This is a genomic window from Pseudomonas sp. ENNP23, assembly GCF_001728945.1.
In the GTDB taxonomy this organism is placed as follows: domain Bacteria; phylum Pseudomonadota; class Gammaproteobacteria; order Pseudomonadales; family Pseudomonadaceae; genus Metapseudomonas; species Metapseudomonas otitidis.
The window spans coordinates 91,861-107,657 of record NZ_LYSP01000016.1 but is presented as its reverse complement, the minus strand read 5'-3'; the positions used below and the strand labels follow the sequence as shown (position 1 = coordinate 107,657).

General features: G+C 66.4%; 3 protein-coding genes. 2 read left to right on the top strand and 1 reads right to left on the bottom strand.

The genetic code is table 11. The annotated features are described in order from the left end of the window. A partial coding sequence (locus A9G05_RS11580; RefSeq protein WP_069561114.1) for a retention module-containing protein occupies positions 1–11,892 on the bottom strand: 11,892 nt, incomplete at its 3' end. Between the two features lie 357 nt (positions 11,893–12,249). Here A9G05_RS11580 and A9G05_RS11575 point away from each other — a divergent pair. Then, positions 12,250–13,599, top strand: coding sequence for a TolC family outer membrane protein (locus A9G05_RS11575; RefSeq protein WP_069561113.1), 1,350 nt, complete (start codon positions 12,250–12,252; stop codon positions 13,597–13,599). A gap of 41 nt (positions 13,600–13,640) precedes the next feature. Further along, a complete protein-coding gene (locus A9G05_RS11570) occupies positions 13,641–15,797 on the top strand; it encodes a type I secretion system permease/ATPase (protein ID WP_069561112.1) in 2,157 nt (718 codons plus the stop codon).

The window sequence follows — 15,797 nt, the reverse complement described above, 5'->3', positions numbered from 1 at the left end:
GTCGGCGACGGTGACCACACCGGTGGTGGCGTTGATGGCGAAGCGGCCGCCGGCGTTGTCCACCAGTTCGTATTGGGTGATGGTGGCACCCGCGTCGTCGTCCACGCCCTTGGCGGTCACACCGACCACGGTGCCGTTGACGGCGTTTTCGTTGACCTGGTTGGCGGCCGTGTCGCTGTCGCTGATCGCCACGCCGTTATCGTTCACGTTGGTGACGTTCACGGTGACGGTGGCGGTGGCGGCGGTCTTGCCGTCGGTGGCGCTGACCTGCAGTTGGTGCCGGGTGGCGGTTTCGTAGTCCAGCGTTTTGCCGTTGGCTAGGGTGATGACCCCGGTGCTGGCGTTGATGCTGAACAGGCCGGCGTCGTTGCCGCCGGTGATGCTGTAGAACAGCGGCTCGCCGTCGCGGTCCTGGTCGGTGCCGGTGAAGCGGTCGCTCAGGTCGGCGATGGTGGTGCCGGCGCCGGTGTTCTCGGCAAAGGTGACGCTGCTGTCGGCCAGGCCGGGCGCGTCATCCAGATTGGCCACCTGGATGGTCATGGTATTGGGCTGGGTCGAGAACTGGCCGCTCTGGTCCTGCACGGAGAAGCTGAAGGAGCCGTTGCTGCTGCCGCTGGCGGTGGGGGTGTAGACCAGTGAGGCGATCTGCGCCGCAGTGACCAGCATGCCCACGGTGACGGCGGTGCCGTTCAGGCTCAGGCTGCCGTTGCCCGGCAGACTGTTGATGCGGATGGCCTTGAGGCTGTCGCCGGCATCCACGTCGCTGAAGCCGAACTCGGCGGCACTGAAGCTGCGCGGGGTGCCTTCGTCGGTGCGCACGCTGTTATCGGCGCCGGTGGGGGCATCGTTCAACGGGTGTACGGTGACCGGCAGGGTCAGCGAGGTGGAGGCCTTGTCGCCGTTGGCGCCTTCGGTGGCGGTAGCGGTGACCTTCAGGTCGAAGCTGCCGCTGTAGTTGGCCGGCGGGGTGATGCTCAGGTTGCCCAGGTTCCAGCCGCTGATGTCGGCGGTGGTGGTGCTGCTGGTGGCGGTGAAGCTGTTCACGCCGTCGGTCAGGGTGGCGCCCTCGGGGATCTGCGAGATGCCCACGGAGAGGCTTTCCGAGCCGTCGGTGTCGTTCAGCGAGGCGGTCAGGCGCGACAGCGGGATGCTGCTGTCCTCGTCGCCTTCGTTGGCGTTGTAGAGCTGGTAGTAGCCCTTGCCGTCGCTGCCATGCAGATCCGACAGGTGCAGGCCGTTGCCGGTCAGGTCGCTGGCTTTGGTGTAGAGCTGCACGTTGGCGCTGGACAGGTCCTGCACCGGGCCGTTGCCGACCTTGACGTTGACGTCCAGGGCGCCCGGGCCGCTCTGGTTGTGCTGGTAGATGTCCAGGGTGTAGTAGCCGCTCTGCTGGGCGGTGTAGCTGCCGCTGAACTGGCCGCCGTTGCCGCCCCAGGTGGCGCTGCCCACGGTGGTGCCGCCGACCACGACCATCACGCTGTCGTCGCCGGTGCCGCTGAAGGTGTAGGTCTGGCCCGCTTCCAGGTAGATCAGGCCGGAGAGCTTGTTGGCCACGCCGGCATTGACGCTGTCGATGTGGGCATCGCTCAGGTTGCCGCTGCTGGTGGGGGTGCCGGCGGCGTCGATGGCGCTCTTCAGGGTGGCCGGGTTGACGCCATTGCCGCCGCTGCCCAGGGCCAGGTTGTTCCAGCTCTGCTGCAGCAGACCGGTGGCTGCGGGGGCTGTGCCGGAGCCGGGTGCCTGGGTGCCCAGGTTCGGGGCATCGGCCACGGCCTGGATGCCGACCTGAACGGTGGCCGTGCTGTTGCCGCCCTTACCATCGGTGATGGTGTAGGTGATGGTGTCCGCGCCGCTGTAGTTGCCGGTGGGGGTGTAGACGAGCTTGCCGTCGACGATGCTGACGTTGCCGTGCTGTGCGGTGGCACCGGTCAGGGCCAGGCTGTCGCCATCCACGTCGCGGTCGTTGGCCAGCACGTCGAGGGTGACGGTGGTGTCTTCCTGGGTGGTGGCGGTGTCGTTGACGGCTGTCGGGGCATCGTTCACCGGCTTGACGGTGATGTCGACCACGGTGTCGACCACGCCGCCCTTGCCGTCGCTGACGGTGACCACGAAGCGATCCGGGCCGTTGTAGTCGCCGTTGGGCTTGTAGGTGTACTCGCCGGTGTTCGGGTCGAGGGTCAGGGTGCCGTTGGCGGTACCGGTCTTCACGGTGTAGGTGAGGGTGTCGCCGTCCACGTCGGTGGCGGGGATGCGGCTGGTCAGGGTGCCGTCCTCGTCCACGTTGGCGGTGCTGTTCGGGGCCACCGGGGCATCGTTGACCGGCTTGACGGTGACGCTGACCACGCTGGTGGTGGTGCCGCCGTTGCCATCGCTGATGGTGACGGTGAAGGTATCGCTGCCGTTGAAGTCCTTGGCCGGCTGATAGGTGTAAGTGCCGTCGGCATTCATCACCACGGTGCCGTGCTGCGGGCCGTTGCCGTTGGCGATGCTGTAGGTGAGGGTGTCGCCGTCGATGTCGTTGCCGGTCACGCGGCCGTCGACCGGGGTGTCCTCGTCGGTGCTGATGCTGGACGGGGTGGCGGTCGGGGCGTCGTTCACCGGTTTGACGGTGATGTTGACCACGGTGTCGGTGACACCGCCTTTGCCGTCGCTGACGGTGACCACGAAGCTGTCGTTGCCGTTGTAGTCCTTGCCCGGTACGTAGGTGTACTCGCCGTTCGTGTTGAGGGTGAGGGTGCCTTGGGTGGTGCCGGTCTTGAGCGTGTAGGTGAGGCTGTCGCCGTCCACATCGGTGGCCGGGACACGGCTGGTCAGGGTGCCGTCTTCGTCGACGCTGGCGGTGTTGTTCGGAGCCAGCGGGGCATCGTTGACCGGATTGACGGTGACGTTGACCACGCTGGTGGTGGTGCCACCGTTGCCATCGCTGATGGTGACGGTGAAGGCGTCGCTGCCGTTGAAGTCCTTGCCCGGTTGGTAGGTGTAGGTGCCGTCGGCGTTGAGGGTGACGGTGCCGTGCTGCGGGCCGTTACCGCTGGCGATGCTGTAGGTGAGGGTGTCGCCGTCGATGTCCCGGGCGATGACCTTGCCGTCGACCGGGGTGTCTTCGTTGGTGCTGATGTTGGACGGGCCGCTCACCGGTGCGTCGTTGATCGGGTTGACCTTGATGGTCACCACAGAGTCGGCGTAGGCGCCTTTGTCGTCGTAGACGCGGATGGTGAAGGCGTCGTTGCCGTTGTAGTCCTTGTTCGGCGTGTAGGTGTACTCGCCGGTGACGGTGTTGAGCAGCAACGAGCCGTGGTTGACGCCGCTCTGGATGGTGTAGGTCAGCTTGTCGCCATCCACGTCACTGGCGACGATCTTGCCGTTGACGCTCTGGTCCTCATCGGTTTCCTTGGCCTGGTCAGCGGTGACCGGGGCATCGTTGACCGGATTGACGGTGACGTTGACCACGCTGGTGGTGGTGCCGCCGTTGCCATCGCTGATGGTGACGGTGAAGGCGTCGCTGCCGTTGAAGTCCTTGCCCGGCTGGTAGGTGTAGGTGCCGTCGGCGTTGAGGGTGACGGTGCCGTGCTGCGGGCCGTTACCGCTGGCGATGCTGTAGGTGAGGGTGTCGCCGTCGATGTCCCGGGCGATGACCTTGCCGTCGACCGGGGTGTCTTCGTTGGTGCTGATGTTGGACGGGCCGCTCACCGGTGCGTCGTTGATCGGGTTGACCTTGATGGTCACCACGGAGTCGGCGTAGGCGCCTTTGTCGTCGTAGACGCGGATGGTGAAGGCGTCGTTGCCGTTGTAGTCCTTGTTCGGCGTGTAGGTGTACTCGCCGGTGACGGTGTTGAGCAGCAACGAGCCGTGGTCGGCGCCGCTCTGGATGGTGTAGGTCAGCTTGTCGCCTTCCACGTCGCTGGCGACGATCTTGCCGTTGACGCTCTGGTCCTCGTCGGTCTCCTTGGCCTGGTCGGCGGTGATAGGCGCATCGTTGACAGGGGTCACATCGATGCTGACGAGGCTGGTGGTGGTGCCGCCTTTGCCATCGCTGACGGTGACGGTGAAAGCATCGGGCCCGTTGTAGTCCTTGTTCGGGCGGTAGGTGTAGCTGCCGTCGCTGTAGAGGGTGAGGGTGCCGTTCTGCGGGCCGTTACCGCTGGCGATGCTGTAGGTGAGGGTGTCGCCGTCGATGTCGCGGGCATCCACCTTGCCGTTCACCGGGGTGTCTTCGGCGGTGCTCAGGTTGGCCGGGTTGGCGGTCGGTGCGTCGTTGACCGGGTTGACGGTGATCCGCACCACGGTGTCGACCACGCCGCCCTTGCCGTCATCGATGGTGACGGTGAACGAGTCCGGGCCGTTGTAGTTGGCATTGGGCTTGTAGGTGTACTGGCCGGTCGCGTTGTCGAGCACCAGGGTGCCGTTGCTGGTTCCGGTCTTCAGGGTATAGGTCAGGCTGTCGCCATCGGCGTCGGTGGCGTTCAACTGACTGGTGAGGGTGTCGTCCTCATCCACGCTGACGTTGGCGTTGTTGACCACCGGCAGGTCATTGATCGGGGTGACCGCCAGGTTGATGGCGCCGCTCACGGTGCCGGTGCCGTCGTTGACGCTGTAGGTGAAGCTGCCCACGGTGTCGCCGGCCTTGTAGTCGGCGGGGGCGTTGTACTTCAGCCCCTGGAGCTGGGTGCTGGTGAGGGTCTGGCCATTGCTGACCAGGGTGCCATCGGCGAGGGTGACCTGGCCGACCACCGGCAGGCCGGTGACGGTGATGGTGAGTGCGTCGCCGTCCACATCGGTGGGCGCTGCGATGTTCAGCGGGGTGCCGACGCTTTCCTCGTTGACGGTGAGGGCGTGGCTGTCCACTACCGGCAGGTCGTTGACCGCAGTGACGCCCACCTTGACGGTGGCGGTATCGGTGCCGCCCTTGCCGTCGCTGACGGTGTAGGTGAAGGAACCGGTGCCGTTGAAGTTGGCGGCCGGGGTGAAGACGACCTTGCCGTTGACCAGGGCCACGGTGCCGTTGACCGCGTTCTGCACGCTGACGATGGTCAGGCTGTCGCCGTCCACGTCCGTATCGTTGCCCAGCAGGGTGGCGGGCTCGATGGTCAGCGGGGTGTCTTCAGCGGTCACCAGGCCGTCGAGGCCGTGGCTCAGGCTGTTGCCGCCGAGCACGGTGTAGCTGCCGCCTTCGGGACGCATTTCCACCTTGAGCAGGGCCTGGCCGCCCTGGTCCCAATAGATGATCTGGATCTGGTGGGCGCCGCCGGCGGGCACGTTGAAGGTGGCGAACTCGCGGGCGGTCGGGCCCTGGTTGCCGTTGTACTCGGCCACCACCTTGCCGTCGATGACGATGCTGAAGCCGTCGTCGGCAGTGACGCGGAGCTGGTAGTTGCCAGCGGCCAGGTTGATCGAGCCGCTCAGCTCGACGATGGCGTCGGAGCTGTTGGCCGGCGCGGTGCTCAGGCTCGCGGCGTCGCTGCCGAGAAACTTCTGCAGGTTGCCGTTGCCGCCCAGGTGGCTGTTGGTGCCGTTGCCGTAGTTCAGCGAGGTGGCGGTGAAGGTGGCGTCGGCAGCGTGCTTGGCGATGAAGTCCTTGACCATCGCCAGGTTGCTCAGGTTCGGGCCGTCGGTGCCTTCGCGGTAGGCGTAGTAGCTGCCCTTCAGGCCGCTGAGGGTCGGGGCGTCGTCGCGGGCATCGGGGGCATCGTTCACCTGGGTGACGTTGATGGTCACGCTGCCGTTAACGGTGGCGGTGCCGTCGTTGACGCTGTAGGTGAAGCTGCCCACCGGGTCGCCGGCCTTGTAGTCGGCGGGGGCGTTGTATTTCAGGCCCTGGAGCTGGGTGCTGGTGAGGGTCTGGCCATTGCTGACCAGGGTGCCGTCGGCGAGGGTGACCTGGCCGACCACCGGCAGGCCGGTGACCTTGATGGTAAGTACGTCGCCGTCGGCGTCGGTGGGCGCCTTGAGGCCCAGCGGGGTGCCGACGCTTTCTTCGGCCACGGTGAGGGGCTTGCTGTCCACCACCGGCAGGTCATTCACCGGGGTGACGCTGATGGCGACGCTGCCGTTCACAGTGGCGGTGCCGTCGTTGACGCTGTAGGTGAAGCTGCCCACTGGGTCGCCGGCCTTGTAGTCGGCGGGGGCGTTGTACTTCAGGCCCTGGAGCTGGGTGCTGGTGAGGGTCTGGCCATTGCTGAGCAGGGTGCCGTCGGCGAGGGTGACCTGGCCGACCACCGGCAGGCCGGTGACGGTGATGGTGAGCGCGTCGCCGTCCACATCGGTGGGCGCCTTGAGGCCCAGCGGAGTGCCGACGCTTTCTTCGGCCACGGTGAGGGGCTTGCTGTCCACCACCGGCAGGTCGTTCACCGCAGTGACGCCAATGGCCACGCTGCCGACCACGGTGGCCGTGCCGTCATTGACGCTGTAGGTGAAGTTGCCCACCGGGTCGCCGGCCTTGTAGTCGGCGGGGGCGTTGTACTTCAGGCCCTGCAGTTGAGCGCTGGTGAGGGTCTGGCCGTTGCTGACGGTGCTGCCGTCGGCCAGGGTCACGCGGCCGACCACGGGCAGGCCGGTGACGGTGATGGTGAGCGCGTCGCCGTCCACATCGGTGGGTGCCTTGAGGCCCAACGGGGTGCCGACGCTTTCCTCGGCCACGGTAATGGCGTTGCTGTCCACCGCCGGGGCGTCGTTGCGGCCTTCGATGGTGATGCTGGCACTGGTCTTGACCAGGCCACCCTGGCCGTCACTGACCTCGTATTCGTAGTTCAGGACCAGGTTCTGGCCCTTGGCCAGGTAGTTGTAGGCGGACGGGTCCACCTTGAGGCTGTTGCTGGCGGCGTCGAAGGTCACACCGGCGGCGTTGCCGGTGCCGATCTGCTTGAGGTTGACGACGCTGAGTACGTCCTTGGCGTCGACGTCACTGGCGTTCTGCAGCAGGTCGATGCTGTAGGCCGGGGCGTCTTCGTTGGTCACCGAGGTGACGGCACCGCTGACCACCGGGGCGTCGTTGCTGCCGGTGACGGTGATGGTGACGTCACGGCTGGCGCTGGCGTTGCTGCCATCGGTGACGGTCACGCGGTAGACCAGGGTCAGGGTCTCGCCGGCAGCCAGGTAGTCCAGGGAGCCGGCCGGCACGCTGTAGGTCCAGTGCACGGAGCCCTGGCCGTCGCCGGTGGCGGAGTCGCTGAGGGCGGCGGCGAGGTTGCCCAGGGCGGCTACGGTCTGGCCATTGCCGTTGGTGGCGCTGACCAGTTGGGTGCTGACGCTGTGGGTGTCGTTGAGGTCGGCGTCTTCGAAGCCGATGTCGCCGGTGGCGCTGAGGTTGCCGGCGTTCTCGCCCGGCACGCCGTCGGCACGCTCGGTGACGCTGCCGCTCTGTACGGTGGTTTCCAGCACCGGGGCGTCGTTGCGGCCTTCGATGGTCAGGGTGGCGGTGGTGGGGGTGACGCCACCGTTGCCGTCGACCACGTCGTAGCTGTAGGTGAGCACCAGCTTCTCGCCGGCGGCCAGGTAGTTGTAGGCGTTGGGGTTGACCTGCAGGGTGCTGCCCGAGACGGTCACGCCGGCGGTGTCGCCGCTGCCGACCAGCTTGACGTTGGCCACCGAGAGCACGTCGCTGCGGTCCACGTCGCTGGCGTTCTGCAGCAGGTCGACCTGCTGGGCGCCGGCGTCTTCGTTCGTGGTGGTGGTGATGGCCGCGCTGACCACGGGGGCGTCGTTTACGCCGTCGATCACCACGGTGGCCTGGGTGGTGACCAGGCCGCCATGGCCGTCACTGACCTGGTACTCGTAGGTGAGGGTGACCTTCTCGCCCTTGGCCAGGTAGTTGTAGGCGCTGGGGTCGAGCACCAGGGTGTTGCCGCTGACGGTAACGCCGGAGGCATCGTTGCCGCTGGTTTCGCGCAGGTTGACGACGTTGAGCACGTCCTTGGCATCGGTGTCGCTGGCCTTGGCCAGCAGGTCGATGACCTGGCCGGCGGCGTCTTCGTCGGTGCCGACGCTGATGGCGCCGGTGACCACCGGAGCGTCGTTGATGCCGGTGATGGTCAGGGTCAGCACGCTGTCGCTGCTGAGCTGGCCGTCAGTGGCGGTGAACGGAACCTGGATGACCAGCTTCTCGCCGTCGGCCAGGGCCTGGTAGGCCGCGTTGCTCGGGTCCAGGGTCCAGGTGCCGTCGGGGTTGAGGCTGAAGCCGGCCGGGGCGTTGCCCTTGAGGCTGAAGGTCAGTTTGTCGCCGTCGACGTCGGTGGCGGCGAGCTGGCCGCCCACGGTGGGGCCGTCTTCGGTGGCGCCGGCGCTGGTGGGGCTGGCCACGGGCGCATCGTTGACCGGGGACACGTTGACCGTGGCGGTGGCGCTGGTGGAGGTGGCGCCATCGTTGTCCACGGCCTGGTACTGGAAGGTGGTGGTGCCGTTCCAGTCGCTGTCCGGTACGAAATAGACCGGGCCGGTGACGTTGTCGCCGGCTTTCAGCGGGGTGCCGCCAGTGGCCGAGGTGTAGAGCTGGCCATGCTGGGGCAGGCCGGTGATGACGAAGCCGGTGACGCTGCCGTCGACGTCGCTGCCGGCCAGGTCGACCTGGATGCGTGCGGGCTGGTCTTCACTGCCGCTGACGGACACGGCGCTGGCCACCGGGGCGTCGTTGGTGCCGGTGACGGTGATTTCCAGGTTGGCGGTGTTGCTGGCACCGAATTCGTCGGTGACGGTGACTGGCACCTTGATCACCCGCTGCTCGCCGGCCTTGAGGCTGTCGTAGGCGCTGTGGCTGCTGTCGAAACTCCAACTGCCGTTGCTGTTGAGGGTCAGGCCGTCGACGGTGGCGGGGGTGGTGAAGGTCAGTTGGGCGCCGGTGTCGACGTCGGTGGCGATCATCTGGCCGGTGATGACGCCATCGCCTTCATTGGCTGCGGCGGTGGCGGCGTCGATCTTCGGCGCATCGTTGGTGCCGGTGACGGTGATGGTCAGGGTGCTCTTCGCATTCAGGCTGCCGTCGCTGACGCTGTAGGGGATGGTCAGGGTCAGGACTTGCCCCTTGGCCAGACTCTGGTAGCCGGCGGCGCTGGGGTCGAGTGTCCAGGTGCCGTTGGGGTTGAGCTGGAAGCCGTCCGGGGCGGGGCTGTCGAGGGTGTAGGTCAGCTTGTCGCCGTCGACATCGCTGCCGTCGAGCTGGCCGCCGATGGGGGCGGCGTCTTCTTCGGTGGCGGCGCTGGTGGCGCCGGCCACGGGGGCATCGTTTACCGGGTTGATGGTCAGGCCGATGCTGTCGTTGTCGCTGAGCTGGCCATCGCTGGTGCGCACGTTGAGGGTGTCCGGGCCGTTGTAGTCGGTGGACGGGACGTACTTCAGGCCCTGCAGGGCGGCGTTGATGGCCTGGGCGCTGCCGGAGAGCACCAGGGTGCCGGTGCCGTTGCCGCTGAAGGTCACGCCGTTGCCGAGGCTGCCCAGGGTCAGGGTGCCGTGGCCGACGCTGAGGGTGGTGGTGAGGGTGTCGCCGTCCACGTCGGCGACGCTGATGGCGTTGCCGTTGGCGGTGCTGAAGGTCTGGCTGCCGTCTTCGTCGAGGGTCTGGGCGCCAGGGACGCTGTTGACCGGGGCGTCGTTGATCGGGTTGATCACCAGTTGCAGCGTGCCGGTGGTGCTCAGGGAGCCGTCGCTGAGGGTGTAGGTGACGGCTGGCACCACGCCGCTGTAGTCGGCGTTGGGGGTGAAGGAGAACTCGCCGTTGGCCAGCAGGGTGAGCTTGCCCACCGACAGGTAGGCGGTGTCGCCGGCCTGGTAGTTCTGCCCGGCGATGCTGAAGCCGGTGACGCTCAGTTTGGTGCTGTCGACGTCGCTGTCGTTGGTCAGCACGTTGCCGGTGGCGACGCTGTCCTCATCCAGGGTGACGGTGTCGTCCACGGCCACCGGGGCATCGTTGGTGCCGTTGATGGTGACGGTGACGCTGGTCTTGGTGCCGTCGGCACTGGTGACTTCGAAGGTGTCCACCAGCTTCTGGCCGACGTTCAGCTCGTTGTAGGCAGCATTGGCGACATAGCTCCAGTTGCCGGCGGCGTCGATGCTGAAGGTGCCGTAGGTGCCGGCGGTGCCGCTCTGGGCAACGAAGGTGGCTGGGCTGTCGACATCGGTGATGGTCAGGGCGCCACCTGCGCTGAGGGCGCTGTCGGTCTCGTCCAGTCGCACGTCGGCGCTGCTGAGCACGGCGGCGTCGTTGGTGCCGTTGATGGTGACGGTGACGCTGGTCTTGGTGCCGTCGGCGCTGGTGACCTGGAAGGTGTCCACCAGTTTCTGGCCGACGTTCAGCTCGTTGTAGGCGGAATTGGCGATGTAGCTCCAGTTGCCGGCCGCGTCGATGCTGAAGGTGCCGTAGTTGCCGGCGGTGCCGGTCTGGGTGACGAAAGTGGCCGGGCTGTCGACGTCGGTGATGCTGAGGGTGCCGCCGGTGGTGAGGGCGCTGTCGGTTTCGTCCAGTTGCACGTCGGCACTGCCGAGCACGGCAGCGTCGTTCACGCCGGTGACGGTGATGGTCAGGGTGCTGGTGCTCTTGGCGCCGAACTGGTCGGTCACTTCATAGGGCACGGTGAGGGTCAGCTTCTGGCCTTCGGCGAGGGACTGGTAGGCGGCGTTGCCAGCGTCCAGGGTCCAGGCGCCGGTCTGCGGGTTGAGGCTGAAGCCGGCGGGGGGCTGGTTGGTGAGGCTGTAGCTGAGCACCGCACCCTTGTCGGCGTCGCTGGCCTGCAGGGTGCCGCTGACGGTCTGGTCTTCGGTGACGTCGGCGCTGCTGGCGGTGGCGATCGGTGCGTCGTTGGCACCGTTGAAATTGATGGTGATGACGCGGGTGTCGCTGGCGCCGGAGGGGTCGCGCACGGTGACGACGAAGCTGTCGCTGGCCTGCTCGCCGTCCTGCAGGCCGTTCACGGCCTGGGCATCCACGACATAGGTATAGGTGCCGTCGGCATTGACGGTCAGCTCGCCGTAGGCGCCTTTGCCGCTGCCGCTCCAGGTCAGTTGGGTGTCGTCCACGTCGGTGGCGGTCAGTTGGCCCTTGATGTCGGCGAAGGTGTCCAGGCCGGCAGTGTCGTTGACGTCGGCGGTGTAGGTGCCGCTGGCCACCGGGGCGTCGTTGACCGGGGTGATGCCCAGGTTGACGGTCAGCGGGGTGGAGGCGCCGCGGCCATCGGTGGCGGTCACGACGAAGCTGTCGGCGCCGTTGTAGTCCTGGGCCGGGGTGTAGGTCCAGGTGCCGTTGGGGTTGAACACCAGGGTGCCGTTCGCCGGGCCCTGGGTGACGCTGAAGGTGATCAGGTCGCCGTTGGCGTCGCTGGCGGTGAAGGTGCCGCTGATCGGGGTGTCTTCCGGCGTGCTCAGGCTGAAGGTGGTGATGAGGCCGCCATCGGCACCCGTGAACTGCGGGGCGATGTTGGGCAGCCCGCCCTGGGTTTCGTCGGTGCCGGAGGCTCCATTGGCCAGACCCTGGGTGGCAAAACCGATCTGCGCCTCAACGACACCGCCGGTGGGGTCCAGCAGGACGAAGCTGCGGCCACCGCCGGCTTCACCACCACTGGTGGTGCCGCCTGCGCTGGTGGCGCCGGCTGCGGTGGCTTCGAAGGCCTGGGTCGGGTCGACGCCAGCGGCGATGGCCTGTTGCAGCTCTTCGGCGCTGGGTGCGGTCTGGGCGGCGCCGTCATCGGCGACCTGCGGGGCGAAGTCATTGCTGGCCCAGCGAGTGTCGCGGCCCAGGTCGATCAGGCGGCCGTCGGGCAGCTCGATGGTGACCATGCTGGCCGCACCGGTGACGATCTCGTCACCCTGGAAGATCCGATCTCCCTCGAAGAGCTGACGCTGCACACCCTCGGCGGAGAGTGCAACGACCTGGCCGATGACGCTTTTCACTACGGCTACGACAGTGCTCATGGGGGTGAATCTCCTGGTTTGGCTTCAGCTTGCGGCGCCGAGTCGTTCCAGAGGTGGATCGGCGCTGCATTCCTTCAATGATTCGGTGGTGTTGGAAAGTTGGCGTCAGTAATTTGGCTTATTCTCGTTAGCTATTGAGCATATGCCAAAGTATTGACCAATTGACTGCCATCCTAAACAATTGCCTACGTAATGTCACTTTGATATTCGCAGCTAATTAGGATAGTTCTGACAGAAGGATCAGGACTGACTTGGGTCACGGATTTCTGCTCGCTGTTTGAGCAAAGTTGACGCCAATCCCCTGACGGAATCTTGCCCGGACAGAAACCCATCGAATCTCTGAAAAGGATGCCTTTCATGCGTCTGCGCTTCGCTACTGCCTTGCCCCTTGCTCTTGTCGCCAGCTTCCCCCTGCATGCGCAGACCCTGCAGGAGGCCATGCAGCGTGCGATCGAGTACCACCCGGAAGTCCAGGCCGGGGTGAATGCCCGTCTGTCGGCTGACTACCAGTTGAAGGCTGCGAAGGGCGGCTACCTGCCGCGCGTCGACCTGGTGGCCGGCTACGGCCGTGAAGGCAGTGACAACACCACCACCCGTGGCCAGGGTGACCACTGGAAGACCATGACCCGTGGTGAGTCGGCGCTGAGCCTGCAACAGATGGTGTTCGACGGCTTCGCCACCTCCAACGAAGTGGCGCGCCAGCAGGCTACGGTGAACTCCCGCGCCTATTCCTTGCTGGGCACCTCCGAGCGCACCGCGCTGGACGTGGCGCAGGTGTACATCGAAGTGATCAAGCGCCAGGAGATGGTCCGCCTGGCCGAGGAGAACCTGAAGAGCCACCAGCGCATCTATGACCAGATCACCCTGCGCAGCACCCGTGGGGTAGGGCGCCTGGCCGACCAGGACCAGGCCGAGGCGCGCCTGGCCCAGGCCCGCAACAACCTGATCACCGAGCAGACCAACCTGGCCGACGCCCGCACCAACTACTTCAGCGTGGTGGGCACTGATCCGCTCGAACTGACCGAGCCGTCCGGCCTGCCGGGCCAACTGCCCACCGACTTGGCGGAGGCCCGCCGTGCCCTGCTGGAAAACAGCCCGATCCTGCGTTCGGCCGAGTCCGACGTGGCCGCTGCGGAGAAGCAGTACGACGCCGCCAAGTCCACCTTCTACCCGCGCTTCGACGCCGAGCTGCGCCGTGGCGCCGATAACGACCTGGACGGCCAGAACGGTCACGTCAACGAATGGCAGGCCATGCTGCGCATGCGCTACAACCTGTTCGCCGGCGGCAGCAACAAGGCTGACCTGGAGTCCAAGTCCTATCAGGTGAACCAGGCCCTGGACATCCGCAACAACGCCCTGCGCGTGCTCAACGAAGACCTGGGCCTGTCCTGGAACGCCCTGGCCAACGCCCGCGAGCAGTTGCCCATCGCCCAGCAGTACGTGGACTACAGCAGCCGCGTGCGCGAGTCCTACCAGAAGCAGTTCAGCATCGGCGAACGCACCCTGCTGGACCTGCTGGACAGCGAGAACGAGCTGTTCACCGCGTCCCGTCGCCTGGCCGAGATTCGCTACCTTGAGCTGTTTACTCAGTACCGGATCAAAGCCACCATGGGCGAGCTGCTCAAGAGCCAGGGTGTCGTCGCGCCCATGGCGAGCGTCGTTCAGAGTGAGCTGAAGCCCGAAGTGAACCTGCCGGGCCTCAACTGAGCAGCGCCCAACCCCCGTACCGTTGAAAAGAGTGTTCCAGCGTGGATCAAGAAGCCAGTCGATTGCCCTTCACCAACGATCCACGCGGACAGCTCGATGATCCCCTGCTCGACAGCCTCCTCAGCCTCTGCCTGCAGCACCAGCGCCCGGCCAGCCGGGCCATGCTCACGGCGGGGCTGCCGCTGCCCGGTCAGCGCCTGACCCCCGAACTGCTGCCCCGTGCGGCCGCCCGGGCCGGCCTGCAGGGGCGCCTGCTGCAACGCAAGCTGGAGCAGATCCCGACCATTGCACTGCCGGCGATGTTGATCCTCAGGGAGGGCCGCTGCGCCGTGCTGCTGGGCTGGGAGGCCAACGGCGATGCACGCCTGCTGCTGAGCGAGAGCGACGGCGGTGAGGTGCGCGTCCCCCGCGAGACCCTGGCCGAGGACTACGCCGGCCAGGCCTTCTTCGCCCAGCCTCGGCACAAGTTCGACCTCAACCACGGCACGCTGATCCCCCGGGTCAAGCACTGGTTTCGCGACACTCTCAAGCGCTCCCGCTGGCTCTACGTCGACGCGGTGGCGGCCAGCCTGCTGATCAACCTGATCGGTCTCGGCGCACCGCTGTTCGTGATGAACGTGTACGACCGCGTGGTGCCCAACCAGGCCGCCGCCACCCTGTGGGTGCTGGCCGTGGGCATTTCCGGCGCCTACGTCTTCGACCTGCTGCTCAAGACCATGCGCGGCCTGTGCCTGGACCTGGCGGGCAAGAAGACCGACATGATCATTTCCGCCACGCTGTTCGAGCGCATCGTCGGCATGGCCATGAAGCACCGACCCGCGCGGGTCGGCAGCTTTGCCCAGAACATCCATGAGTTCCAGACGCTGCGGGACTTCCTCGCTTCGCTGACCATGACCAGCGTGATCGACCTGCCGTTCACGGTGCTGATCCTGCTGGTGATCGGCATCCTCGGTGGGCACCTGGTGTGGGTGCCGCTGGTGGCCTTCGTGCTCGCCGGTACCCTCGGCTGGCTGTTGCAGAAGCCTCTGGTGGAGACCATGGATCGCACCATGGCGCTGTCCGCCGAGCGCCAGTCGAGCCTGATCGAGACCCTGGCCGGTCTTGACGCGGTGAAGGTGAACAACGCCGAGAGCGAGCGCCAGTACCTCTGGGAGCAGACCATCGGCACCCTGGGCCGCCTCGAACTGCGGGTGAAGATGCTCTCCAGTCTGTCGCTGAACCTGACCCTGATGATCCAGCAACTGGCCGGGGTGGTGATGATCGTCGCCGGGGTCTACATGATCATCGCCGGTGACCTCAGCATGGGTGGCCTGATCGCCTGCTACATGCTCAACGGCCGCGCCCTGGGTCCGATGACCCAGCTCTCCGGTCTGATCACCCGTTACCAGCAGGCGCGGCTGACCATGATCTCGGTCAACCAGATGATGGCGCTGCCCCAGGAGCGCCACGAAGACGAGCGGCCGCTGACCCGCCAGGGCCTGCAGGGTGCCATCGAGTTCCGCCAGGTCTCCTTCACCTACCCGAACCAGCAGAACCCGGCGCTGAACGCCATCAATCTGATCATCCGTCCCGGCGAGAAGGTCGGCATCGTCGGTCGCAGCGGCTCGGGCAAAAGCTCCCTCGCCAAGTTGATCGTCGGGCTCTACCAGGCTGATTCCGGCAGCCTGCTGGTGGATGGTGTGGACGTGCGCCAGTTGGACGTCAGCGACCTGCGCCACAACATCGGCTACGTGCCCCAGGACATCCAGCTGCTGGCCGGTACCCTGCGTGACAACCTGGTGTCCGGCGCCCGCTACGTCGAGGATGAGGCCGTGCTGCAGGCTGCCGAGCTGTCCGGCGTACACGAGTTCGCCCGGCTGCACCCCCAGGGCTACGAGCTGCAGGTGGGCGAGCGCGGCCAGAACCTCTCCGGCGGCCAGCGGCAGAACGTCGCCCTGGCCCGTGCGCTGTTGCTTGATCCTCCGATCCTGCTGCTCGACGAGCCCACCAGTTCCATGGACAACACCGGCGAAGAACGCCTGAAACAGCGCCTGGCGGCCGTGGTCGCCAACAAGACCGTGCTGCTGGTCACCCACCGCGCTTCCATGCTGTCCCTGGTGGACCGCCTGGTGATCGTGGACAAGGGGCAGATCATCGCCGACGGTCCGAAGGATGCCGTGATGGAAGCGCTGAAGAAGGGGCAGATCAGTGTCGCGTAA